Genomic DNA, 21114 nt, shown 5'->3' with positions numbered 1-21114 from the left:
GTGGCTGTCCTGATGAATCCCATAGGGAGGGAATTCACATGCCATTGCTCACCGCACTTGCACTCAGCGTTGGAATACTCGGCGGCATAGCCACCTGGCTTTTCGTCGGACCATTGGCCGGACTTGGCCTGCAGATATGGGCGGCCTTCATTGCCTGGGGCGCCTATTACCATTCGGGCGGCAAGGAAGGCTCGCTCAAGACCAACATTCCAGCCCACATATGGGGCGCGATCCTCGGCTGGATCGCGCTTTACGGCATATCGCTGCTTGCCGGCTCGCTCGGCGTACCACTGGCGGCGGGCATATCGGTAGCAGTCACCGTCATCGTGCTCATCATGGGTGCGAATGCGCCGCTGCTGGCGCAGATACCATCGGCAGTCTACGGCTTTGCCAGCGTCGCCGCCTATGCGCTGCTCGCCGGCAAGATGGCGACGTTGACTTCAACTTCCGTCGTCGACAATCCGCTGATCAACATCATCGTCTCGATGATCGTCGGCGCGCTGTTCGGCTGGCTGTCGGAGAAGATCGCCGGGGCACTGGTAGCCAAGCCTGCGGGGGTGGCTGCTTAGATCGTTCGGGTATCGGCGGAAACTGCCCCTCACCCTTACCCTCTCCCCGTAAGTACGGGGAGAGGGGGCGTCAGCGTCGGGGCTTCCTCCTTCTTCCCGTCACTATATGGGAAGAAGGTCGCGGCAGCGGGATGAAGGGTGGCTCTTCCTGAGTCGGAAAGGCCCCGGGGACCGTACGCAATCTCTACCGATCCTTCCGCGTTCAGGCGCGGAAGGATTTAACCTGGGCATCCGTTGCTGTAGCGTGCGCGCGCAAATCAACGGGCGGCGCGGTGTCGAATTTTTCTCTTTCCTACAAGCTGTCATGGCTGCCGCGCTTCCTACGACCATCGCTCCGTGGCGATCGAGCCGGCTTTGCACCCTTGTCGCGGCCGGCGCCGGCGAATGGCAGGTTGGTGCGGCTGGTTTTTCTCGGCGACCTTTCGGCGGTTGCCAACCGGCGTGCGCCGCTGGTCGACCCGGCGCTCGGCAGGATCATTGCATCGGCCGATCTGGTGGTCGCGAATTGCGAGAGCCCGGTGGTTGAAAGGCCCCATGCGCCGTTCGGGACAAGGCTCGGACTGCGTCACGCGATGACGCCGGGCTTTCTCGAAAGCGCCTTGGCGGCGCTGAGCATCGCGCCAAAAAAGCTTGTCCTGTCGCTCGCCAACAATCATGTGCTCGACCAAGGCATTGCCGGTTTCGATGAGACGGTCGCGAATCTCGGGCGTCTCGGCATCCGCACCGTCGGCACCGCGGCGGATGGCTGGGTGAAGCCTTTCGAAGTCGCAGGGCTGACCATAGGATTCTCGGCATTCACGCAGTGGCGCAACGCGGGGCGCGAGGATTTCGCCGGCCGGGTGCTGATGATGGAGGGTTTTGGCGGCTGGGACGCGGAGGCGAAAGCGGGCGTCGACCTCATCTGCGCCGTGCCGCATTGGGATCTGGAGTTCCGGCATTTTCCGCAAGGAACGACGCGGGCGTTCGCGCGCAAACTGGCGGCTGCCGGGGCAGGGCTGATCGCCGGGCACCACTCCCACGTCGTGCAGCCGCTGGAGGAAATCGGCGAAACTTTCGTCGCCTATGGCGTCGGCGATTGTCTCGGAACCGCATGGGCGCGGCAAACCTGGCCGGGGAGGATCGGCGCCATGCTGGTGGCCGACATCGGCACCAAGGGCGCGCGGCGCGGACGGATTGCCGGCTACGAGACGGTGCCGTTCATGCGGCTGCGCGAGGGCGACCGCGAGCGCCTCGTGCCGGTCGGAGTGCTGGAGGGCCGGCTGAAGCAAAAGGTCGCGGCGCGGCTTGGGGCCGTCTATCCGCCGGTCTGAACGGCGCGGGCGTAGTGCAGTTTCATGCCGACAATCGCGACGATGAATAGGAACGTCACGGCGTTGGCCATGATGACCGGCCACGAGCCGATGAACAGGCCGTAGAACGTCCACAGCAAAACGCCGGTGGCGATGGTGCCGATAGCGACGAGCGAGATGTCGTCGGCCTTCTTTTCACGGCGGATTTTCAAAAGCTGCGGCAGCCAGCCGAGCGTGGTGATGACGGCGGCCAGCGAGCCGAGAATTTCGACGACGGGGTGCACGGAGCGACTTTCGAAAAAGAGCGGAGGATTTCCCGACACTCATGCCAGAAAGCCCGATTCTTGTGAAGCGGGATCGTGAGGCTGGCCCAATCTTAGAATGCCAGGCCTTGCAAAGTCCCCCTCTCCGTCGCGCTTCGCGCGCCACCATTCCGGGGCGAGCCACGGGTCTCGCCCGTCCTTCGGACCCCCCGCGTTGCGTGGGCGAGGAACCGGCACTCGCTGAAGTCGCGGTAACTCCGCGGTCGAGGCATTGCAGAACTTGGGTTCCTGCCCCGCTTGCGGGGAGAGGTGGCTCGGCGAAGCCGAGACGGAGAGGGGGGACTGCTTGAACGCAATCATGCGCGCGCCTTGCCGTTATGTGATGCGCCTTATGGTTTTCATCGGAAGGCCGCGCTATCGGTGATCCCGCGAGGAGATCACCATGGCGGATGGGCGCAAGAGGTTAGGCATTTCGCGGCGACTGCTGCTGGGGGCCGCCGTGCTCGGCGGTGCCGCTGCCTGGGGCGGCACGACGCTGGCGCGGCTGGCGCGCGACCCATCAGGGGCGAAGGACGCCGGGCGAATTGCCGATTTCGACGGCGTGTCGCTGCCACTGGAACCGCTCGCCAATCCACCAGCCTACGATCCCTCGCTACCCTGGCTTTCCAAGGGCGGAAATATCAACGACGCCAGCGCGCTTTCGCGCACGCCGGTCTATGGCGTGGTCGCGGTGAGCGAGGAGGATCATGTCGCGCGGGCCTTGGCATTTGCGCGGCAAAACGGGCTGAAGGTCTCGATGGCCGCGGTGCGCCACTCGATGGGCGGGCAGGCTTTTGACGACAATGCGCTGGTGCTGGACATGCGCAAGTTCAACAAGGTCACTGTAGAGGCCGAGGCGAAGACCATGACCGTGCAGCCGGGCGCGACATGGCACGATATCCAGAACATGCTGCATCCGCGCTTTGCCGTGAAGGCGATGCAGTCGACCGACATCTTTTCTGTCGGCGGCTCGATCTCGGTCAATGCCCACGGCATGGACCATCAGGCTGGTTCGGTGGCCGGCTCGGTGCAGTCGATGCGGGTGATGCTGGCCGACGGCTCGGTCGTGACCTGTTCGCGAGGCGAGAATGCAGAGCTGTTCCGGCATGTGCTGGGTGGGTACGGCCTGTTCGGTGTGGTGCTGGAGGCCAAGCTCGATATCGTCGACAATGCCGTCTACCAGACCTCACGCGAGATCATCCGCTCCGAAGATTTCCCGGCCTTCTTTGCCGAGCATCTGGAGCAGGACAGGAATATCGGGCTGTTCTACGGGCATCTTTCGACGGCGCCCGGCAACTTTCTCGAGGACATGATCGTCTATCGCTATGACAAGGTCGCGGACCAGCCGCCGGCGGATATGCCGGCACTTGGCGAGCCGGACGGTGTCGGGATGAAGCGGGCGATCATGAACCTCGCCAAGCTTGGCGATACGTTCCAGAGCCTGAAATGGTATGCAGAAAAGAACCTCGAGCCGAAATTCGAGAGCTGCACGGTGCCGCGCACGGCGGCGATGGGCGAGGGCGAGGCGTGCCTGGTGACGCGCAACAACCCGATGCACGATTCCGTACCCTATCTGTTCAACGATCTCGCCTATGAGACGGATATCCTTCACGAATATTTCGTGCCGCGCGGCGAGTACGACGCCTTTATCGCCGGCGCGCGGGAGATTTTGCGCGGGCAGGATCTGCCGGTGCTGAACGCCTCGGTGCGCATCGTGCACCGCGAGGACGTGGCGCTGACCTATGCGCCGGAGCCGGCCTTCGCGCTGGTGCTTTACATTAACCAGAGCGCGGACGACGCCGGCAACGCCAAGATGCGGGCGCTGACCCGGGCGATGATCGACCTGACGCTGAAACATCGCGGCCGGTTTTTCCTGCCGTATCAGCTTCATTTTACGCGAGCGCAGCTGCTGGCGTCCTATCCGGAGCTGCCGGCGTTTCTGGCGAAGAAGCGGGAGGTCGACCCGGGGGAGCTGTTCCAGTCGACGTTTTATCGAGCGCTGAAGACGGCGGTTGGGGTGGCTTAAACCCGTCCCCTCAAAACGTCGGCAGCTTGGCGGCGATCCAGCCGGTGGCCCAGCTGGCAAGGTCGGCGGTGCTTTCGGCGGCGTGGCTGATGCCCTTGCGCACGACGGTGTAGCCGCCGGCGGTGCGGTAAAGCACGGAGCGGCCGTCTTCGACCAGTCCGGCGTAGATGGGCGCGCTGCGGCTCGGCTCGAGGGTTGGCGGCACGGGTGCCGGATCGGTCGCCTGGACGGAGGCCGTCTTGAAATCGTCGGGCTGGTTCGAACGGCAGATGCCGGAGACCAGCGGATAATCAACGGTTTTCTCGTGCAGGATCTGCTTTTTCAGCGCGGCCTCGCAATCGGCCACGGAGGCGTATTGCGGCGGCGTCTCGCGGATGAACTCGCACAGTTTCGCGTCACAGTCGCAGCCGACAATCGTCATGGCGATAAGCGCGGTCTTGATCATGGCGTCCTCGGAAGGGATATCTAGCAGACCGAAGATGCGCCCGGTTCGCGGCGGGATTTGGCTTGAATCGCGGAATAAGTGTGGTGAAGCGCAACTGAATGTTGCTGGAAATGCGGGGTCGGCTCCTACCGGGTTGATTCCGCTTGCGGGGCTATCGTTCTGATTGGAAAGGGTATTTCTGGTAGTTGTTTCCGGCCGGACGTGTCATTGCAAATATGTACGTAAATGCGTACATTAGCACGATGAAAACAACCTCCTACAGCGAACTGCGCCGCAACCTCGCCGCCGCACTCGACAGCGTGACTGCCGATCGCGAGCCGGTCGTCATCACGCGCGAGCGCGGCAAACCCGCCGCAGTCCTGATGTCGATAGAGGACTTCGCCTCCTACGAGGAGACGCGCTATCTGCTGAAGAGCCCGAAAAATGCCGATCGGCTGCTTTCGGCTATCGATGAGCTGGAAGCGGGAAAAGGCACCGAGCGGCCGCTTGCCGAATGAAGATCGTGTTCAGCGAACAGGGATGGGAAGACTATCTCTATTGGCAGGAACATGACCGCAAGCTGCTCGAACGCATCAACGCCCTGATCAGGGAGTGCACGCGTGCGCCCTTTGCCGGCATCGGCAAGCCGGAGCCTTTGCGCGGGCCGCTGAGCGGCTGGTGGTCACGAAGGATCACGCAGGAACACAGGCTGGTCTACCGGGCGGAAGGCGATCAGTTGATGATCGCCCAATGCCGCTATCACTATTGAGCGGCTTAGCTCTCAATAATCATAAACATGTTCCAGCTTCGCGCCGTCATCGATCAGCGTCGGCAGCACGGCGTGCAGTGAGCGAACCGAGACGGTCAGGCCGGTGCGGCGGCGGCTTGGCTCGGCCGGGAGCTGATACGAAAACAGTTCGCGTGCGCCGGCCGGAATTTCGACTTCGCCGTTGGACAGCACGGTGACGAGGATCTCGTCGTTGCCGCCGATTTCGACGAAGCTGACGCCCTTTTCGATCAGGCGCGGGATCATGTCGGTGAAGACCTGATAGCGTTTGGTTACGAAGACTACGCCGTCCGGGCCGAAATCCTTTTCGAGTTTCGTGTCGGGTTCGCCGGCAATCGCTTCCTCGACCGGGCCCTTGGCCCAGACATGAATGTCGAGGAAGGCCGGATCGGCGGTGGCCGACAGTGCCGATTTGATGAGGTCGGCATAGGCCTGCTTGATGGTGTAGGCGAGACCGAAGGCGATCTTGCGCTCGCTGGTGCGCAGCTGGTCCTCGTTGGCGGCGTTGCCGACCGCCATCAGGCCGGCGCGCTTTTCGGCGTAGGGAAACTGGTACCACGGCACCTGATCGAGAAAGGCGGCGTATTCCGTGGCGATCCGGGCCTGATAGACGTCGACCGCGATGCGCCTGCCCGAGGTCGCCTCGGTGATGCGGCCGATGGTGTTTTCGTAGGCCCACTGGATCAGGTGCTCGATGGTGTGGCTGGTGCCGATGACGGCGAGCATCTGGTGGTTGGCGAAGTTGAACGGCTTGTCCGAGGTGGCGCGGATGACCATGGCATGGTCCTGCCAGAAGCGGCCGATGGTGGACCAGTAAGGAAAGCCGCTTTCGCGATCGTTGCGGACGAAGCCGGCATATTCGCGCGCGGCGTAGACGATCGACCACTCGGGGTAGGTGAGATAGGTCGATTCCTCCGGGCGCTGGTAGCCGGGGATTTCGGCGCGCGCTTGATCGGCAAGCGCCTGCGGCGGCGCGCCCTGCTCGATGCCGGCAAGCGGCGTCTGGTCGATGCTGCTGGTGGTCAGGAAACCATAGGCGAGGCCGAGAAGCGGGATCGCCAGCACGACGATCAAAATGATGAGCAGCGTCTTGACGAGGCGCTTCAGCAGGCGGACGAGAAACATGCGCTCAGGCCGCCGCGAGTTTTTCATGCACGCGCTTCGACAGCCAGTAGCCGACGAAGACGGCAAAGCCGCCAATGGCCAGATGCGGCGCATTGGCGAAGAAGCGGGTCGGGAACTCGACATCGCCGAAAGAGCGGAAGCCGTCGATGAAGATGCCGCCATCCAGGCAGCCGGAACCGGTGACGAGGCCGAGCACGCCGTCGAACAGGTAGATCGCGCCGAACAGCTTGAAATAAAGCACCGACTGGCGATGCGAGACGAAGGCGGCGATCAGCGCCCAGACGCCGGAGAAAGCGTGCAGAAGGTCGTCATACCATTGCAGCGAGAACAGCCCGAACAGATAGCCATTGGCGTCGTTGAAGGCCGGCACATAGCCAATGCCGACAACGAAAAAGAACATGGCGGCGTAGAAGATCGCCAGCTTCTGGATCAGTGTCATGGTTGTCCCCGTTACCGATATTCAGGTGAGGGCGGCCTGCGAACAACGGCTTTCTGCGCTTCCGGTGCTCACGTACCCAAATGTACGCTCCGCTCCGATTCTCGAAATCCGCCGTTTTCGGCTCACCCTGACCTGAATCTCAAGACAATGCAGCTTAGCCGATTCCGTTCACCAAAGCGTGAGGTTCGGACCATGTCCACAGATATGGGCGATGGGATGACCGCAGGCTAAGCCGCCGCTTCGATCGTCACCGGCACGCCCTTTTGCAGCGAGTTGGCGACCATGCAGATCGATCTGGCCTTGTCGATGACGGCCTGCGGGTCGGTACCGTCGAGCGTTTCGCAGGAGACAGTGAGCTTTGCGGCGGTCGTCAGCAGCGGGCTGCCATCGAGATCGATCGTGACCGAGACGGCGATGCTGCCGAGGCGGACGCCCAGTTCATGCGCGGCGTAGCGCAAATCGTTGCAGAAGCAGCCGCCGAGCGCCAGCGCCAGAAGCTGGCCGCCGTTGAAGCCGAGGCCCTTGCCGCCGGCTTTTCCCTCCGGCCGGTCGACGACGATGGTGTGCGAGCCGGCCCAGCCCATTGCGGCTTCAGTGCCTTCGACATTGCGCAATTCGACAGTCATGGATGCCATGGCGTTTTTCCCGTTGGTGAAGTCCGGCTTGGGGCGAAGACTAGGCGCATGATTTGGCTCTCGCAAAGTCTCACAAAAGGAGGAGGGCAGGGCTGGATCTACCTACGCAATTTTTCCTCAAGAAACCCTATTGACTTAGAGTGCACTCCAACCCCTAGCCTTGTGAGCGTCGTGACGAGACAGGGCAAGATCATGAAGATTGGCGAACTCGCAAAGCGGTCGGGGCTGTCGGCTTACACGATCCGTTACTATGAGCGGATCGGGCTGCTTCCCTATGCCGACCGGGACCAATCGAGCCAACGTGACTACGACGCCTCGATCCTGACATGGATCGAGTTTCTCGGTCGCCTGAAAACGACCGGGATGCCGATCCGGCAGATGCTGCAATATGCGGCTTTGCGGGAACAGGGCGCCGATACGGACAGGCAGCGCCGCGAATTGCTGGAACGGCACCGCGAGCGCGTGCGCAATCATGTGGCTGAACTTCAGGCCTGCCTTCTCGTCCTCGATACCAAGATCGCCGGCTATGCCGGCTCTGAAAAAAGGACGAAACCCCATGACGCAGAACAACCACGACAGCAGATTCGAACGCGGCAAGCGGGCGCTCGCTGAAATAGACGGCGAAGGCGGCGAAAAGGTCATTGCGGCGCTGGCCGATATCGCGCCCGATTTTGCTCGCTACATCATCGAGTTTCCCTTCGGCGACATCTATTGCCGGGAAGGACTGGGTCTGCGCGAGCGCGAGATCGCAACCATCGCCGCACTGACAGCGCTGGGCAATGCCATCCCGCAGCTCAAGGTGCATATCGAGGCCGGGTTGAATGTTGGGCTGACCCGCGACGAGATCACCGAAGTGATCATGCAGATGGCGGTCTATGCCGGCTTCCCGGCAGCCCTCAACGGGCTGTTCGCGGCCAAGGAGGTGTTTGCGCATCGGAGCGAGGCGGAAGCTCTTGGGCAGGAGCGCGCGGCATGAAAAACTGACTCAGCCGCCTTGCGAAATGATTCCGGATCGCCGGCCAAGGCCTTGATCCGGAATCGCTTTCTCACGAGATGGCGGTCCTTGCCGCATCGATGGATGACGGAGAGCACAGCCGCGATGTGCGGTTGTGGGAAGTCAGGATCGGCCGTCTTCGGGGGAGGCTGGCTGAGATGTCGACATACCAGACATCGGCGGAAATCAGTGGCCGTCAGGCGAGCTTTCACTATATTGCGGCCGACGAATCTCTTGCCGGAGCATCCTGTGCCGCTTTATCGCCTGACCAGTTTTGCAACCGCCTTTGCCTGCACCATGGCCACTTCGGCGCTGGCTCAGGATATCAATCCGGCTACCACCGCCTGCCAATTGCTGACGGCCGAAAATATCGTCGAGATCGTGGGGAAGCCTGCGGCGATCTACGAAACCAACGACGGGGTCGGCGATGCGTCGAACTGCTTTTGGGAGGTTCCCGACGTCGATGGTTATGTGCAGGTCCATTTCGTCCGCTCGTCCGAGCCGAACACCACGCCGGCGATGGCGCAGGAAGGCTTCGATATCTATGAGAAAAACAAGCGAAAAGAGCTTCAGGCGAACGAGATCAGAAACGTCGAGGGCTTGGGAGAGCGGGCCTATCTGGTCAATCTTGCGGATAATCCGACCGCCTTTATCGGTATCCAGTTACTGAGCGGCACCGATATGATTTCCATCGATACAAGCAAACTCAGCGAAGAACTCGCGATTGCCCTGGCGCAGAAGGCTGTCGCCAACAAGCCTGGCGTCGACTAGTTACGCTGGAGCGAAACGGTCAATTCAACCGCCTTGCGAAATGATTCCGGATCGTCGGCCAAGGCCTTGATCCGGAATCGTTTTTTGGCTCAGGGAAACAGGGGCTCCTGCATCATGTCGAGATGCAGGTCCTTGCCGGTCCAGGGATGGGCCTCGCAGACGGCCTCGTTGAGCTCGACGCCGAGGCCGGGTTCCTTCGACGGGATGACATTGCCGTCCTGCCACTCGATCTTCTTCTTCAGCAGGGTCTCGTGGAAGCCGTCCCACTGCTTCAGCGATTCCAAGATGAGGAAGTTGGGCAGGGTGGCGGAAAGCTGGACGTTGGCGGCGCCGACGATCGGGCCGCAATAGCAGTGCGGGGCGATCTGGATGTGATAGGCCTCGGCCATGGCCGCGATCTTCTTGGTTTCGAGAATGCCGCCGGAGCGGCCGAGGTCGGGCTGGAGAATTGTGGCGGCTCGGTTTTCGATGACGCGGGCGAATTCGAATTTGGTCGTCAGACGTTCGCCGGTGGCAATCGGGATCGAGGTGCCGCGCGCCACCTGCGCCATCACTTCGGGCATGTCTGGCGGTACGGGCTCTTCGAACCACAGTGGGTCATAAGGCTCGATGGCGCGGGCCATGCGCAGCGCGCCCGAGGCGGTGAACTGGCCATGCGTGCCGAACAATATGTCGGCGCGGTTGCCGACCGCCTCGCGGATCGCCTTGACCATGGCCGCCGAGCGCTCGATGTCGATCAGGCGCGGCTGGTGGCCGTCGAAGGCGGTGTAGGGGCCGGCAGGGTCGAGCTTCACCGCGTTGAACCCCTGCTCGACATAGGCGAGCGCGCATTCGGCGGCGAGGTCGGGATCGTTGTAGACGTTCCTGTCCGGGTTATCGGCTTCGGCCGGAACGGCGCTGCCGGTGTGCGGATAGAGATAGGTGTAGGAGCGCAGGGCCTCGTGCACCTGGCCGCCGAGCAGCTTGTAGATCGGCTTGTTGGCTTCCTTGCCGATGATGTCCCAGCAGGCGATTTCGAGTGCTGAAAAGCAGCCCATGACGGAAATGTCCGGCCGCTGCGAAAAGCCGGACGAATAAGCGCGGCGGAAGAAGGTTTCAATGTCGTGCGGGTCGCGGCCGACGAGATAGCGCTCGGCCAGATCCTCGATCATTTTTGCGGTGACGTGCGGGCCGAAGGTGGCGTTGTAGGCCTCGCCATAGCCGACGATATTCGAGTCGGTCGTCAGCTTGACGAAGATGAAATAGCGCCCGCCAATGCCCGGCGGCGGATTGCCGACGACGAAGGTTTTAACGTCGGTGATTTTCATGGGTCTCTCCTCGGTCGTGGCGTCTTGCTTGTCAGGTCGGCGCTGCCCCTCACCCTTACCCTCTCCCCGTGAAGGACGGGGAGAGGGGGGCGTCAGCGTTGGAGCTTCCTCCTTCTCCCCGTCCCTATACGGGGAGAAGGTGCCGGCAGGCGGATGAGGGGCGGCGCCCAAGTTGGTGACTGTCTATCCAACATGATCCTCCAATATCATCGCCGCACCCTTGGCGCCGGTCATGATGGAAGCGGCGTTGGTGTTGCCGCTGATGTTGTCGGGGAAGATCGATGCGTCGATGATGCGCAGGCCGGAGAGGCCGTGCACCTTCAAGCGCGGATCGACGACCGACTGAGACGCGTCCGGGCCCATGCGGCAGGTCGAGACCGGGTGATAGACGGTGCCGCTGCGTTTGCGAAAATCGGCAACCAGTTCTTCGTCGGTCGTGCATTTGGGGCCGGGCAGCACTTCCTCCTCGATGATCTCGGCCATGGCCGGCATCGAAGCAATCTTGCGCACGAATTTTACCGCGTCGAGCATTTCGGTGACATCGGTGTTGGTGGAATAGGCGTTGGGCGCGATTCTGGGGTAGTCGAGTGGGTTTTTCGTGCGGATCATGATCGAACCGCGGCTCGACGGGCGGCAGTTCGACAGGCCGATGGAGAAACCCGGCCAGGGGTCTGGCGTGAGGATGGGACGCTCGCCGACCCGTGGCAGCACGGTCGAGAAGGCCTGGAAATAGAGCTGCATGTTGGGCCGGGTCTGGCCGCTGTCGGTGCGGAAGAAGCCGCCGCCCTGGTTCATGCTCATCGCCAGCGGGCCGCCGCGCGTCAGGATGTATTGCATGCCGACCAGCATCTTGCCCCACCACGGGCGAAGGATCTGGTTCAGCGTCGGGAGGCGGCCCCGAAAAGTGTAGTTGATGCCCTGATGATCCTGCAGGTTGTCGCCGACGTGGTCGTTGGCGTGGACGACCGGTATGCCGAGATTTTTCAGGAGGGCGGCGGGGCCGACGCCGGAAAGCTGCAACAGTTGCGGCGTGTTGATGGAGCCGGCGCTGAGGATCACCTCGCGGCCGGCGCGGGCGGTGAGCGTCTGGCCGCCGCGCAGATATTCGATGCCGACCGCGCGCGTTCCCTCGAACAGGATTTTGGTCGCCAGCGCATTGGTCTCGACGCGCACATTGGCGCGCTTCATCGCCGGGCGCAGGAAGGCGCGCGCCGCCGACATGCGGCGGCCATTCCTGGTGTTGATCTGGTAGACGCCGACGCCCTCCTGGTTCTTGCCGTTGAAATCCTGATTCAAGGTGAGGCCGGCCTGCTCACCGGCCTTGAGGAAGCGATGGGTGAGGGGGTGGACGCGGGTGCGATTGTCGGTGATGTGGACCGGGCCGCCGCGCCCGCGCCATTCATCGGCGCCGGCCTCGTTGTCCTCGATCGCCTTGAAGATGGGCAGGAGGTCGTCGAAGCCCCAGCCGGGATTTCCGGCGGCAGCCCATGCGTCGTAGTCCTCGCGCTGGCCCCTGATCCAGACCATGGCGTTGATGGAGCTGGAGCCGCCGAGCAGCTTGCCCCGCGGCCAGTGGTCGACATTGTTGCTGAGGCCGGGATCCGGTTCGGTCTTGTAATTCCAGTTCACCGCCGGGTCGAAGAAGGTCTTGCCGTAGCCGAGCGGCATCTGCACGAAGAAGCGGCGGTCGGTGCCGCCGGCTTCCAGCACGAGCACCGAGAAGCGGCCATTGGCCGACAATCGCTCAGCCACCACGCAGCCCGCTGAGCCTGAGCCGACGACAATGAAATCATAGCTTTGCATGTGAAACGAAAGGCCGCCCGTGAACTGGCTCAGATATTGATTCAGCCTAGCGTTCGCGGACGGGCTCTAACACCCCGGCATCCGGCATGGCTTGTGAAAAAAGCGACCGGTGCTTGCTGTAGTTTGTGTTAGCTGCCATCGATGCGGCTAGGCATTTACGGAGATTCACGATGGTTCATTACGCAGACGGCCAACCCACGGGCGAACTCACCTTGCGCACGCTGGCGATGCCGTCGGATGCCAATGCCGCCGGCGATATCTTTGGCGGCTGGGTGATGGCGCAGATGGATCTTGCCTGCGGCATACGCGCCGCCGAGCGCGCCAAGGGGCGTGTCGTGACGGCGGCGGTGAAGGAGATGTCCTTCGCCAAGCCGATGAAGATCGGCGACACGCTGTGCATCTACACGCACGTCAACCGCGTCGGGCGCACCTCGATGACGCTGAAGGTCGAAGCCTGGGCGCAGCGCTATCTGCAGGATCTGATGGAGAAGGTGACCGACGCCGATTTCATCATGGTGGCGCTGGATAAGGACGGCAAGCCGAAGGCGGTGCCAGCTGAGTGATTAGAGAGCGAAGCAGCTCAAATCCACTGCTCACTCTCAAGCTGCCTTCCTGACCTTCGCCCGTTCCGGGCAGGCGGCATCGAACTTCGCGCGGGCTTCGTTGACGCGGTTGGTGTTTTGCTTGGCCCATTCGCCCAGCGCGTTGACGGGTACGAGCAGTTCGTGGCCGAGTTCGGTCAAATCGTAATCGACGCGAGGCGGGATCGTCGGGAACATGGTGCGGGTGACGAAGCCGTCGCGCTCCAGCCCGCGCAGGGTCGTCGTCAGCATCTTCTGCGAGATGCCGCCGATGATGTGGCGCAGTTCGTTGAAGCGCATCGGCCCGTTGCCCAGCTTGCTGACGACCAGAACAGTCCATTTGTCGCCGATGCGCTGCAGGATGGCGCTGACGGCGCGACAGTCCTCGGTGTGATGGATGTGCCTAGGTTTCAAAAAAGTGCCTCCTTGTGCACTGGGTGATCAGTCACCAATATAGTGCGGGTATCCAATGGATACCAAGTGTTTCATAGGGAAAATTATCATGTCCAAGCCGAAAATAGGAATCATTATCGGTTCGACGCGCGCGGCCCGTTTCGCCGACGTTCCGACCGAGTGGTTCGCCAAGATCGCCAAGGCCCGCACCGACATCGACGTCGAGGTCATCGACCTGCGCGATTTTCCGCTGCCCTTCTTCGAAGAAGTGGCCTCGTCCGCCTGGGTGCCGTCGCAGAACGAAGTCGCGCTGCGCTGGCAGAAGAAGATCGCCAGCCTCGACGGTTTCATCTTCACCGCTGCCGAATACAATCATGGCCCGACGGCCGTGCTGAAGAACGCGCTCGATTATGCCGCGACCGAGTGGAACAAGAAGCCTGCCGGTTTCGTCGGCTATGGCGGCGTCGGCGGCGCGCGTGCCGTCGAACAGCTTCGGCTTCACGCTGTCGAACTGCAGATGGCGCCGACCAAGGCTGCCGTGCACATCGTCTGGGCCGATTTCCTTGCGGTGAAGCAGGGCGAAAAGAAGCTCGAGGATCTCGAGCATCTCAACCAGGCTGCGCATGGTTTGATCGAAGAGACGGTGTGGTGGGCCAAGGTGCTGAAGGCTGCCCGCCTGGCCGATGCCGAGGCCGCTGAAGCGGAAGCTGCGTAATTACGTTTGAAAGATTCCTCCCAAGGGATGAAAAGAGGGTGGCGGAAACGCCGCCCTTTTTGTTGGGCTGGGTGGGTCAATCGATGAACGCTGTGCTGCCCCTCACCCTTACCCTCTCCCCGTGAAAAACGGGGAGAGGGGGTCGCAAGCGTTGCGGCCAGCCTTCCTTCTCCCCGTCACTATACGGGGAGAAGGTCGCGGCAGCGGGATGAGGGGCAGCGCAGACCTATCAGAAGACGATCTGGTTCTGATTCATACGCCGTCGGCAAGCCATTGTTCTTGCGGTCAAAAACGCTTCGTTCAGATCGCCGGCTACCCCGGCAGTTTCGAAGCAATAACCTTGTCGATGCGGCGGCCGTCGAGATCTACGACTTCGAAGCGCCAGCCCTGCGCATCGACGCTTTCGCCGGTCGCGGGCAGGTGGTGCATGTGCGACAGCACGTAGCCGGCGACGGTTTCGTAGTCGCGGTTTTCGGGCAGGTCGATACCGAGCTGGTCGCCCATTTCGTCGGCCTGCATGTAGCCGGCCAGCAGCCACGAGCCGTCCTCGCGCTGGACTGCGCCTTCCGACTCGTCCTCGTCGAGATCGGCGCGGAAGACGCCGGTGATCGCCTCGAGGATGTCGGCGGGGGTGACGATGCCTTCGAAATGGCCGTATTCGTCATGCACCAGCGCCATCGGCACATCCGACTGCTTCAGCGTGGTCAAGACGTCGAGCGCGTCGGCCTGGTCGTGGACGATGGGGGCTGCGCGGACGTGCTTGCGCGCGTCAAAGGCGCGGCCGGCCAGAAGGGTCGCCAGGATTTCGCGCGTCTGCACGACGCCGACCATGGCATCGACCGAGCCCTCGCCGGCGGGCAGGCGCGAATGCTGCGTTTCCATCAGCAGTTTCTTGAGCGTTGTCTCGTCGGAATTGAGATTGAGCCAGTCGACCTCGGTGCGCGGGGTCATGACCGCGCGGACGGCGCGGTCGCCGAGTCGCATCACGCCGGCGATCATGCGGCGCTCGTCGGATTCGATGGTGCCGTGATGCTCGGCCTCGGCCACCAGCATCTTGATCTCCTCGTCGGTGACCTTTTCCTCGCTCTCGCCGCGCTGGCCGAGCAGCCACAGCACCGAGCGGCCTGAAATATCAAGCAGCCAGACCAGCGGTGCACCGACGACGGCAATCACGCGCATCAGCGGCGCGACCCTGACGGCGACGCCTTCGGGATTGCGCAGCGCGATCTGCTTGGGCACCAGTTCGCCGATGATCAGCGAGCCATAGGTGATGATTGCGACGACGATACCGACGCCGAGCGCATCGGCAATGCCGTCCGGCACGCCGTTGGCCGTCAGCACCTGGGTCAGGCGCTGGCCGAGCGTGGCGCCCGAAAATGCGCCGGACGCAACACCGACCAGCGTGATGCCGATCTGCACCGACGACAGGAATTTGCCGGGATTGGAACCAAGTTCAAGCGCGCGGCCCGCGCCCTTGACGTTGCGGTCGATCATGGCTTTGAGCCGTGCCGGCCGGGACGAAACGATCGCCAGCTCCGACATGGCCAGAAGGCCGTTCACGCAGATGAGGACGACGACGATAGCGACTTCGATGTATAGCATCGACGCTCAATAGCATTGAGGCGGGGCGCTAGAAAATAGGGAACGGCACTTTTCAGTGCGGTATTGTTTCAGGGCTTTCGGTTGAGATCGCAAATTGTGGCCATGCCGTCGGTAAAATAGCGGTCGCCGCCGCCGTTGCGGCCGTTCTGCGTCGCCCCTACTCCATCGACGCTGTGGCAGTCCTCGATTGCGCCGGCAGCTTTGAGGTCGGATATGAGCAGATTGCGCTCGGCGTCGATGTCGGGGCCGATATGGTGGGTGATCTGCCCGGTGTCATGGCTAAGGCCGACATCGCGATCGAAACTGGCCGATCCCAGCCAGAGCGGTCGATCGTCGCCGTCGGGCGGTGGGATCATCCAGAGGCGGACATGGTGGCGTTGATCGGCGCTTGCGCCCACCGATTTCTCAAAAACCACATCCTGCCTGCGCCCGTCGAACAGCAACGTGCTGACCGGAGCGTCGGCATAGGGGCGGTCGAAGAGGACGCTTTCGCCGATCTCAAGGCTGGAACGCCAGGTGATTGCGTCGGCCGGGTTCCATCCGGCCGCCGCAAAAGCGTGCATGAGATCGGGTTTGGAACCGATGAGCCCGACATTGATCGGATCGCCCGGAATGCCTTGCGGGGTGGTCGTCACCATCGCCTCGGGGAGCTTGCGGCTATCGTGCTCCCTGACCGTCCAGAATTCGGGTGCTGCCATATAAGCGACGAGGCCATAGGCCAGCGCCAGCGTCACAAGAGAGTTGGCGACACGCCGGGGCAATCTGTGTCGTGGCATGCGGCAGACACCGGGCTGCGACGCAGCCATGTGCTGCGTCGACGTTGAGTTCAAAGAGAGATTATGCCCGGCGTTCGAATTGGCAAGAATGGTGCTTTCGCATCACCGGCAGGCGACGTAGCCGTTGCGGCGCGGCTTGATGTCGAAATGGAAATGGTTGCGGTGGTCGTAATTGTAGCCGGGGCCGAGCACGGTGGTGAAATAATCGCAGCCATCGGCGCGCACCGTGTTGAGAAAGCCCTTTTCGCGGAAGGCGAACCAGCCGGGCTTGCGCACGTCGATATCCTTGCCGTTGCTGAGCTCGATGCGCATCACGTCGAGCGCATTGCCCTTGGAGTGTTCGGACATGGTGCGGGAGCGGGCGATGCGGCGGCAGGAATAGCTCGATCCCTGGTGGATCGTCTTGACGCCCGACCAATAGCGCATGCGGGCGGACGGCACGAGCTCCTTGCGGGTCCAGCGCGAGAAGGTCGCCGCCATGCTGCAGCTCAGCGTCGCTGCCGGCTTCATCTGGACGCTGCCGATGGCGGAAACTTTTACCGGGAAATCGATGCCGCAGCTGCCGTCGTGGATGGGAGCTAGGTTCTGGAAGGTGACGCCGAGGCGTTTCAGGTCGTTGCGACAGGTTACCTCGTCGGCAGGCATGGCCGTCGACCGCGCCATCGGCGGGTCCATGCGCGGATAGCCGACCATCATCGGATTGGAAGGAACCAGCGTCTGCAGGCCTCTCGGCTTGACCGAAGCGGGCGGAATGACGGCGGCGATTTGCGGCTGCGGCTGTACGGGCTCGATGGAAGGCTGGATGGTGGCCTGGGCAGGCTCGTCGACTTCCGAATCCATCGTGGCTTCCGCGGATTCGGGCTCGATCGGTGTATCAGCCGCCCCGAACGACGGTTCGACTGGTGCGACTGCCGGCGCAAGGTTTGGCTCGACCGGCTCCAGCATCGGCTCGACCGGCGCCAGCATGGGCTCGACGGGAGCGAGGGCAGGGGCAGGCTGCATGACCCGTGGCGCGACAGCGGCGGTCTGCGTGCCGACATCGACTTCCGGCCGCATCGACATCAGGCTGTCGGTGGTGCAGGACGCGACCATCGCCACCAGCAGCACCGCGCCGCCGGTGGCCGTCAAGCGCGCGCTGCCGAACCGCCGCGCCCACGCCAGCGCGGAAGGAGTTTTCTGGGCCATGACCGGTTCCCTGTCCCTTGAGTTTCAAGGATAGCGGCCGAGGGTAAAGGAAAGGTCAGCGGTCAAATTTACGCCTGTGACTTGAATGAGGCAGTCACTGGCAGAACGTACCGCCGTGCTTGCGCGGGGCGAGGTCGAAGTGGAAATGCAGCGAATGATCGGCGTCGCTTCCGGGGCCGAGCACGGTCTTGAACGGGCCACAGGCGGCCTTGCGGATTTCGGCGAGGAATTTCGCTGCCTTCTCGTCGGGTGCGGGTTCGACGTCGATCTTCGTGTCCTTGGAGAGAGTGAACTGGGCGATGTCGAGCGCGTTGCCGAAGGCGTGTTCCGACAGTTTTTTGGTGCCGTTGCGCGGCCGGCAGACATAGGCGGAGGCCTGCGAGATGGATTTCAGCTCCTCGCCATAGGCTGCCTTGGCGGCAGGCGAGATGACATCCTTGGCGAATTTGGCCGAGGTTTCTGCGAGGGTGCAGTTCATCAGCGCATCGGGCGCGAGCGCGATGGTCTTGCCGAGCGATTTGACGGTGATCGGCCAGAGCATGGCGCAGCCGGCGGGGTCGCTCTCCGGCTTATGCTCCTCGAACTCGACGCTGAGATCCCTAAGGCGCGCGCGGCAGGCCAGTTCTTCTGCCGGCATGGTGGCGGCGCGCGGGGCATTTGAGCGCGGATCGGGGAGGTATTTCGGCTCGGATTTTTCCTCGGACGGCTTTTCGCCGGGCTTTGGCTTTTCCTCCGGTTCGGTGGGTTTTTCGCCCGGTTTGGCGTCGTCAGTCGCTTTGTCCGGTTTAGGCGCTTCGGCAGGCGGAAGTGGCTTCTGGTCTTTGGAAGGCTCGTCGGATTCTTTCGGATTTTCCGTCGGGACTGGCGCCGTTGCCGGGATTTCCTGCTTTTCGGATTCGGACTTGTCAGCAGGCGTCTTTTCGTCCGGCTGTTCGGGGTTTTCGGTTGGCAAGGGCGCGGTCGCCGGGGCCGTTACCGGCTCGGTCTTGTTGTCGGCGTCGGGCTCTGCCGCGTCGCCTTTCTTATCGGGGCGCGGCTCGGGCACGGGTGTGTCGCCAAGTTTTTGCGGCGGGATGTTGCCGGCTGGAGGCTCGTGCACCTTGGGCACCGGCACTTCCCGCGGCAGCGCAGGCGGCTTGTTGTCGGCGGCGGTGATGAAAAGCAGCGATACTGCCAGCAAGGGCAGGGTTTTCAGGAAATTGCCACGCGGTGAAAGCTTCATCGCGGAGGCAACGGCAATAGCGGGTTTTTGGTTGCGCGCTGGCGATCACTCTGCGTGACAGGGCCGTTACGCGCCGACTGCCTCCAGGCCTTCTTCGAGCCAGTCGCCCAGCATCGGCATGCCGAGCAGATATTTGGCGGTGCGCTTGTTGCCGCGCTGGCGCGCTTCGGCAAGCGCCTCGGCCCATTCCGACGCGTCGTAGTCGCCGCGGCCTATCCACATCAGCGCGATAAGTTCGGCGGCTTCGTCGACATTCAGGTCGTTGATCAGCTCCGAGAGTTCCTCGGCCATCAGGTTGTCGGCCTTTTCTTCGGCCAACCCGTCATGGTGGTGGTTGTCGCGGGTGTCGCCGTCCAGCTCGACCTCATGCTCGTTGCCGTCGGCATAGTCGTCCTTGATGGCCGCACTGATGGCGTTGGCCTTTTCAATGAAAAGGCGCACGGTGTCGGGACCGATCGTCAGTTCCCATTCCCTTTCCAGCCGTTGCTGCACGGGCCACCTCCTTGCCGGATGATACCTGATTTGCAGGCTACGTCACGCCCCTGCCGTTTTTGAGGGATTTGAAGGCTTTCGCCGCCGTCGGCCGGACATTGACAGTGGCGTGGTTCCCATTGAAATGGCTGCTCCCTCCAACACGGTTTCTCCCATGGCATCCCTGCTGTCGCCCAAGATCCTGCCGATCCTGATGCTCGTCGCCTCGAACGTCTTCATGACCTTCGCCTGGTACGGGCACCTGAAGTACAAGACCTCGCCGATCTACATCGCGGTGATCGCCAGCTGGATGATCGCTTTCTTCGAATACTGGTTCGCAGTGCCGGCCAACCGCATCGGCAGCGCGGTCTATTCGGCGGCCGAGCTGAAGACCATCCAGGAGGTGGTGACGCTGACGGTGTTCGCCGTGTTCTCGGTGTTTTACCTGAAGGAAGCGCTGACCATAAACCACGTCATCGGCTTCGCGCTGATCGCGGGGGGCGCGGCGTTCATCTTCAAGGGCTGAACCTGACTTCAGATGGTCTCGGCGGCAGGCTTTTTCGCAAACAGCTGCGGCAGAACCTCGACCGCAATGATCGCGACGAAGATCAGGCCGCAGCCGAGCAGACCGGTAGCCGGCAGGCGCTCGCCCAGGAATAGCGCGCCGAACAGGCCGGCGAAAACCGCTTCCGACGACAGGAAGATGGCCGCCTGCGAGGCCGTGGTGTAGCGCTGTCCGATGATCTGGAGCGTGAAGGCGAGGCCGCCGGAAAAGATGCCGGCATAGAGGATTTCAGGAAGCGCAAGGCGTATTGCCTGCCATTCGATAGGCTCGACCGCCAGCGCGATCACCAGGCCGAGCACGGCAACGACAGCGGATTGCGTGACGGCCAGCGTGAGGGGCCTGCCGGTGGGCGCTGCCGCGCGGCCGATGAAGATGAGCTGGAGGGCGCAGAAGCCGGCAGCAAGCACGGTCAGCCAGTCGCCGGTGCTGAAGGTGGTCGCGCCGCCGCCCGACAGGAACCAGATGCCGGCCATTGCCGTGATCGCGGCCGGCCAGATGATCGGATGCGGCCAGTTGCGGAACAGGATGACCGCGAATATCGGCGTTATCACCACGTAGAGCCCGGTGAGAAAGCCGGAATTGGTGACCGTGGTGGAGAGCAGTCCGATCTGCTGGAAGACGATGGCACCGAAAAGCATCAGGCCGATCCAGCCGAAGGAGAGCCAGTTGCGCGTGGTCAGCGGGCTGACCGCGCGCCCGGATTCGCGCAGCGCGAAGGGCAGGATCGCCAGGGTCGCCATCGCGAAGCGCAAGCCGGTGAACAGGAATGGTCCGATCGCCTCCATGGCCGTCGACTGGGCGACAAAGCCCATGCCCCAGATGGCACCGGCAAGCAGCAGAAGGAGATTGGCCTGAATTCTTGTCATTTCACGCGCATTTACAGAAGGCTGGAGAATATCGCCAGCGTGTCTTAGCATCGCCGGGCGCGGCCGCATGAGCCACGCGGGGGACAATGGGGGGTTCAGCCTGACCGGGCGGCAAGAAGTGAGGCGGACGCCCGGACGGCAAAAAAAAGCCCGTCCCGGTGGTAACCGGTGCGGGCAATGAAGCCTGGGAGGCCTAGGCTTCTAACCTAGGGGCATTGCGGCGCGCCGAATATGAACTGCTTCACACGGCTCGCGGAAAACGCCGCC

General features: G+C 62.7%; 24 protein-coding genes and 1 pseudogene. 11 read left to right on the top strand and 14 right to left on the bottom strand.

Annotation, left to right across the window (positions count from 1 at the left end; all coding sequences use genetic code 11):
* Window positions 1–38: 38 nt before the first annotated feature.
* Both G6N74_RS09260 and G6N74_RS09255 read left to right on the top strand, forming a co-directional pair.
* Window positions 39–569 (top strand): DUF1097 domain-containing protein, encoded by a 531-nt coding sequence (locus tag G6N74_RS09260; RefSeq protein ID WP_165116529.1) that lies wholly within the window; start codon window positions 39–41, stop codon window positions 567–569.
* Window positions 570–841: 272 nt separating this feature from the next.
* On the top strand, window positions 842–1879 hold the full coding sequence (locus G6N74_RS09255) for a CapA family protein (RefSeq protein ID WP_165116527.1): 1038 nt from the start codon (window positions 842–844) through the stop codon (window positions 1877–1879).
* Here G6N74_RS09255 and G6N74_RS09250 read toward each other — a convergent pair.
* Entirely contained in the window at window positions 1864–2142 is a 279-nt protein-coding gene (locus G6N74_RS09250; RefSeq protein WP_165116525.1) for an SWEET family sugar transporter, read from the bottom strand. The two genes, G6N74_RS09255 and G6N74_RS09250, sit on opposite strands and share 16 nt — an antisense overlap.
* A gap of 421 nt (window positions 2143–2563) precedes the next feature.
* On the opposite strand from G6N74_RS09250, the pseudogene G6N74_RS31495 reads away from it, so the two are divergent.
* Window positions 2564–3226 (top strand): annotated as a pseudogene (locus G6N74_RS31495) (FAD-binding oxidoreductase); the annotation flags it as partial.
* A 970-nt stretch (window positions 3227–4196) separates the two neighbouring features.
* On the opposite strand, the gene G6N74_RS09240 reads toward G6N74_RS31495, so the two are convergent.
* Window positions 4197–4631, bottom strand: a complete 435-nt coding sequence (locus tag G6N74_RS09240) for a hypothetical protein (protein WP_165116521.1) — start codon at window positions 4629–4631, stop codon at window positions 4197–4199.
* Between the two features lie 242 nt (window positions 4632–4873).
* Between G6N74_RS09240 and G6N74_RS09235 the strand changes: the two genes are divergently transcribed.
* Both G6N74_RS09235 and G6N74_RS09230 read left to right on the top strand, forming a co-directional pair.
* The gene (locus G6N74_RS09235) at window positions 4874–5128 is read left to right on the top strand and encodes a type II toxin-antitoxin system Phd/YefM family antitoxin (RefSeq protein ID WP_165116519.1); all 255 of its coding nucleotides are present in this window, start codon (window positions 4874–4876) and stop codon (window positions 5126–5128) included.
* Window positions 5125–5379, top strand: coding sequence for a Txe/YoeB family addiction module toxin (locus tag G6N74_RS09230; RefSeq protein ID WP_165116517.1), 255 nt, complete (start codon window positions 5125–5127; stop codon window positions 5377–5379). Before G6N74_RS09235 ends, G6N74_RS09230 begins: the two co-directional genes overlap by 4 nt.
* Window positions 5380–5391: 12 nt before the next feature.
* On the opposite strand, the gene G6N74_RS09225 is transcribed toward G6N74_RS09230, so the two are convergent.
* From G6N74_RS09225 to G6N74_RS09215, 3 genes are all read right to left on the bottom strand, one after another.
* Complete coding sequence (locus tag G6N74_RS09225; protein ID WP_165116515.1) at window positions 5392–6522, bottom strand: hypothetical protein; 1131 nt, start codon at window positions 6520–6522, stop codon at window positions 5392–5394.
* Between the two features lie 4 nt (window positions 6523–6526).
* Window positions 6527–6961 (bottom strand): hypothetical protein, encoded by a 435-nt coding sequence (locus tag G6N74_RS09220; RefSeq protein ID WP_165116514.1) that lies wholly within the window; start codon window positions 6959–6961, stop codon window positions 6527–6529.
* 227 nt (window positions 6962–7188) lie between these two features.
* Window positions 7189–7596, bottom strand: a complete 408-nt coding sequence (locus G6N74_RS09215) for an OsmC family protein (protein WP_165116513.1) — start codon at window positions 7594–7596, stop codon at window positions 7189–7191.
* A 192-nt stretch (window positions 7597–7788) separates the two neighbouring features.
* On the opposite strand from G6N74_RS09215, the gene G6N74_RS09210 reads away from it, so the two are divergent.
* The 3 genes from G6N74_RS09210 (at window position 7789) to G6N74_RS09200 (ending at window position 9361) form a co-directional block, all read left to right on the top strand.
* Window positions 7789–8208, top strand: a complete 420-nt coding sequence (locus G6N74_RS09210; RefSeq protein ID WP_165116512.1) for a MerR family transcriptional regulator — start codon at window positions 7789–7791, stop codon at window positions 8206–8208.
* Complete coding sequence (locus G6N74_RS09205; RefSeq protein ID WP_165116511.1) at window positions 8153–8572, top strand: carboxymuconolactone decarboxylase family protein; 420 nt, start codon at window positions 8153–8155, stop codon at window positions 8570–8572. Before G6N74_RS09210 ends, G6N74_RS09205 begins: the two co-directional genes overlap by 56 nt.
* 267 nt (window positions 8573–8839) lie before the next feature.
* Entirely contained in the window at window positions 8840–9361 is a 522-nt protein-coding gene (locus G6N74_RS09200; RefSeq protein WP_165116510.1) for a hypothetical protein, read from the top strand.
* A gap of 89 nt (window positions 9362–9450) precedes the next feature.
* On the opposite strand, the gene G6N74_RS09195 is transcribed toward G6N74_RS09200, so the two are convergent.
* Both G6N74_RS09195 and G6N74_RS09190 read right to left on the bottom strand, forming a co-directional pair.
* Complete coding sequence (locus G6N74_RS09195; protein ID WP_165116509.1) at window positions 9451–10668, bottom strand: mandelate racemase/muconate lactonizing enzyme family protein; 1218 nt, start codon at window positions 10666–10668, stop codon at window positions 9451–9453.
* Between the two features lie 183 nt (window positions 10669–10851).
* A complete protein-coding gene (locus tag G6N74_RS09190) occupies window positions 10852–12471 on the bottom strand; it encodes a GMC family oxidoreductase (protein WP_165116508.1) in 1620 nt (539 codons plus the stop codon).
* A gap of 170 nt (window positions 12472–12641) precedes the next feature.
* Here G6N74_RS09190 and G6N74_RS09185 point away from each other — a divergent pair, with 170 nt between their 5' ends.
* The gene (locus G6N74_RS09185) at window positions 12642–13034 is read left to right on the top strand and encodes an acyl-CoA thioesterase (protein WP_165116506.1); all 393 of its coding nucleotides are present in this window, start codon (window positions 12642–12644) and stop codon (window positions 13032–13034) included.
* A 36-nt stretch (window positions 13035–13070) separates the two neighbouring features.
* Here G6N74_RS09185 and G6N74_RS09180 read toward each other — a convergent pair whose 3' ends face one another.
* The gene (locus G6N74_RS09180) at window positions 13071–13466 is read right to left on the bottom strand and encodes a winged helix-turn-helix transcriptional regulator (protein ID WP_165116504.1); all 396 of its coding nucleotides are present in this window, start codon (window positions 13464–13466) and stop codon (window positions 13071–13073) included.
* Window positions 13467–13554: 88 nt separating this feature from the next.
* Here G6N74_RS09180 and G6N74_RS09175 point away from each other — a divergent pair, with 88 nt between their 5' ends.
* Window positions 13555–14160, top strand: coding sequence for an NADPH-dependent FMN reductase (locus G6N74_RS09175; protein WP_165116502.1), 606 nt, complete (start codon window positions 13555–13557; stop codon window positions 14158–14160).
* 312 nt (window positions 14161–14472) lie between these two features.
* Here the strand turns inward: G6N74_RS09175 and G6N74_RS09170 are convergent, their stop codons facing one another.
* The 5 genes from G6N74_RS09170 to G6N74_RS09150 form a co-directional block, all read right to left on the bottom strand.
* Window positions 14473–15762 carry a hemolysin family protein gene (locus tag G6N74_RS09170; protein WP_165116500.1) on the bottom strand — a complete coding sequence of 430 codons (1290 nt, stop codon included), beginning with the start codon at window positions 15760–15762 and terminating at the stop codon, window positions 14473–14475.
* Between the two features lie 68 nt (window positions 15763–15830).
* Window positions 15831–16538 (bottom strand): LssY C-terminal domain-containing protein, encoded by a 708-nt coding sequence (locus G6N74_RS09165; protein WP_165116498.1) that lies wholly within the window; start codon window positions 16536–16538, stop codon window positions 15831–15833.
* A 102-nt stretch (window positions 16539–16640) separates the two neighbouring features.
* Window positions 16641–17723, bottom strand: coding sequence for an extensin-like domain-containing protein (locus G6N74_RS31490; protein ID WP_165116496.1), 1083 nt, complete (start codon window positions 17721–17723; stop codon window positions 16641–16643).
* 94 nt (window positions 17724–17817) lie between these two features.
* Complete coding sequence (locus G6N74_RS09155; protein ID WP_165116494.1) at window positions 17818–18945, bottom strand: extensin family protein; 1128 nt, start codon at window positions 18943–18945, stop codon at window positions 17818–17820.
* Window positions 18946–19011: 66 nt separating this feature from the next.
* On the bottom strand, window positions 19012–19437 hold the full coding sequence (locus G6N74_RS09150; RefSeq protein WP_165116492.1) for a DUF3775 domain-containing protein: 426 nt from the start codon (window positions 19435–19437) through the stop codon (window positions 19012–19014).
* A 154-nt stretch (window positions 19438–19591) separates the two neighbouring features.
* On the opposite strand from G6N74_RS09150, the gene G6N74_RS09145 reads away from it, so the two are divergent.
* Window positions 19592–19942: a DMT family protein gene (locus G6N74_RS09145; RefSeq protein WP_091913254.1), complete on the top strand. Its 351-nt coding sequence runs from the start codon at window positions 19592–19594 to the stop codon at window positions 19940–19942.
* 8 nt (window positions 19943–19950) lie between these two features.
* Here the strand turns inward: G6N74_RS09145 and G6N74_RS09140 are convergent, their stop codons facing one another.
* Entirely contained in the window at window positions 19951–20847 is an 897-nt protein-coding gene (locus G6N74_RS09140; RefSeq protein WP_165116490.1) for a DMT family transporter, read from the bottom strand.
* Window positions 20848–21114: the final 267 nt, after the last annotated feature.

Source organism: Mesorhizobium zhangyense, from assembly GCF_011045115.1.
Lineage (GTDB): Bacteria > Pseudomonadota > Alphaproteobacteria > Rhizobiales > Rhizobiaceae > Mesorhizobium_M > Mesorhizobium_M zhangyense.
The sequence above is the reverse complement of the archived record's forward strand: the minus strand, read 5'-3'. Positions and strand labels throughout refer to the sequence as shown.

Bases quoted from the DNA above. Each gene is read 5' to 3' on its own strand.
- G6N74_RS09260 (WP_165116529.1), top strand. From the start codon at position 39: ATGCCATTGCTCACCGCACTTGCACTCAGCGTTGGAATACTCGGCGGC.
- G6N74_RS09240 (WP_165116521.1), bottom strand. From the start codon at position 4,631: ATGATCAAGACCGCGCTTATCGCCATGACGATTGTCGGCTGCGACTGT.
- G6N74_RS09235 (WP_165116519.1), top strand. From the start codon at position 4,874: ATGAAAACAACCTCCTACAGCGAACTGCGCCGCAACCTCGCCGCCGCA.
- G6N74_RS09230 (WP_165116517.1), top strand. From the start codon at position 5,125: ATGAAGATCGTGTTCAGCGAACAGGGATGGGAAGACTATCTCTATTGG.
- G6N74_RS09225 (WP_165116515.1), bottom strand. From the start codon at position 6,522: ATGTTTCTCGTCCGCCTGCTGAAGCGCCTCGTCAAGACGCTGCTCATC.
- G6N74_RS09220 (WP_165116514.1), bottom strand. From the start codon at position 6,961: ATGACACTGATCCAGAAGCTGGCGATCTTCTACGCCGCCATGTTCTTT.
- G6N74_RS09215 (WP_165116513.1), bottom strand. From the start codon at position 7,596: ATGGCATCCATGACTGTCGAATTGCGCAATGTCGAAGGCACTGAAGCC.
- G6N74_RS09210 (WP_165116512.1), top strand. From the start codon at position 7,789: ATGAAGATTGGCGAACTCGCAAAGCGGTCGGGGCTGTCGGCTTACACG.
- G6N74_RS09205 (WP_165116511.1), top strand. From the start codon at position 8,153: ATGACGCAGAACAACCACGACAGCAGATTCGAACGCGGCAAGCGGGCG.
- G6N74_RS09195 (WP_165116509.1), bottom strand. From the start codon at position 10,668: ATGAAAATCACCGACGTTAAAACCTTCGTCGTCGGCAATCCGCCGCCG.
- G6N74_RS09190 (WP_165116508.1), bottom strand. From the start codon at position 12,471: ATGCAAAGCTATGATTTCATTGTCGTCGGCTCAGGCTCAGCGGGCTGC.
- G6N74_RS09185 (WP_165116506.1), top strand. From the start codon at position 12,642: ATGGTTCATTACGCAGACGGCCAACCCACGGGCGAACTCACCTTGCGC.
- G6N74_RS09175 (WP_165116502.1), top strand. From the start codon at position 13,555: ATGTCCAAGCCGAAAATAGGAATCATTATCGGTTCGACGCGCGCGGCC.
- G6N74_RS09170 (WP_165116500.1), bottom strand. From the start codon at position 15,762: ATGCTATACATCGAAGTCGCTATCGTCGTCGTCCTCATCTGCGTGAAC.
- G6N74_RS09165 (WP_165116498.1), bottom strand. From the start codon at position 16,538: ATGCCACGACACAGATTGCCCCGGCGTGTCGCCAACTCTCTTGTGACG.
- G6N74_RS31490 (WP_165116496.1), bottom strand. From the start codon at position 17,723: ATGGCCCAGAAAACTCCTTCCGCGCTGGCGTGGGCGCGGCGGTTCGGC.
- G6N74_RS09155 (WP_165116494.1), bottom strand. From the start codon at position 18,945: ATGAAGCTTTCACCGCGTGGCAATTTCCTGAAAACCCTGCCCTTGCTG.
- G6N74_RS09145 (WP_091913254.1), top strand. From the start codon at position 19,592: ATGGCATCCCTGCTGTCGCCCAAGATCCTGCCGATCCTGATGCTCGTC.
- G6N74_RS09140 (WP_165116490.1), bottom strand. From the start codon at position 20,847: ATGACAAGAATTCAGGCCAATCTCCTTCTGCTGCTTGCCGGTGCCATC.